This is a genomic window from Oleiphilus sp. HI0125 (assembly GCF_001635355.1).
Map to the genome: position 1 here is coordinate 1 of NZ_LWGF01000927.1, position 808 is coordinate 808.

General features: G+C 46.9%; 1 protein-coding gene. It reads right to left on the reverse strand.

Annotated elements, in window-relative coordinates:
* On the reverse strand, positions 1 to 808 hold an 808-nt coding region (locus tag A3762_RS16060; protein ID WP_156493511.1), incomplete at both ends, for a histidine kinase dimerization/phospho-acceptor domain-containing protein.

An 808-nucleotide genomic window follows, 5' to 3' on the forward strand; every position in this document is an offset into this window, starting at 1 on the left:
CCAACTGACGTCGCGCATCTGAGCTTTCGTGAGCTTCAATGCTGTTATTAATTAAGTTGATACACGCGCCGACCAAGGTTTCTTGGTTACACAGTATTTGCCCCTGTGAGGCATTTGACCAAGTCGAACTGACCATGTGTTTATCAAGCAAAGGCTTTGCAGCAGTCTGCAAACTCTCAAAGAATGCTTGCATGCGCACCTGCTCGGCTAATCGAGTTTCGCCTTTTGCAAAAACAAGCATATCGCGTATTTGATGCTCTAGATGTGTGAGACGAGAAAGCAATTTTTCAGCACACTCAATACGCATCTCTTCATTCATTTTTGGTCGTCTAAGATGTCCCGCATATAGCATGGCCGTAGAAAGAGGAGTTCTAATCTGATGCGCCAAACTGGCCACCATTCGACCTAACGAACTTAGTCTTTCGGTGCGACTAACTTGGGCTTGCAAAGCACGCGTTTCGGTAAGGTCGTTGAGTAATATTAATTGGCCGTCGCCAGACTTAAGTGAACGCGTCTGTATGCCAAGCTTGCGACCATCTTTTAGGGACACTTCGTGACCATCGTCATGCTTAGGCGCAAAACAACGTTTAATAACGTCAAACCACCGTTCTCCCTCAAGAGGCTCACCTAAAAGTTCAACAGCCGCAGGATTGTATTCTCGTATAATGCCTTTGCCATCAAGGACCACGACGCCAGCGGGCAGTACTTCTAACAACGCAGAGTGACGATGCTCTAGCGCTTGCTTTTCTTTTTCTTGTTGTGCGGTGTGTGATTCTGCTTCAGATAGCTCGCTTTTGAGTGCGACAAC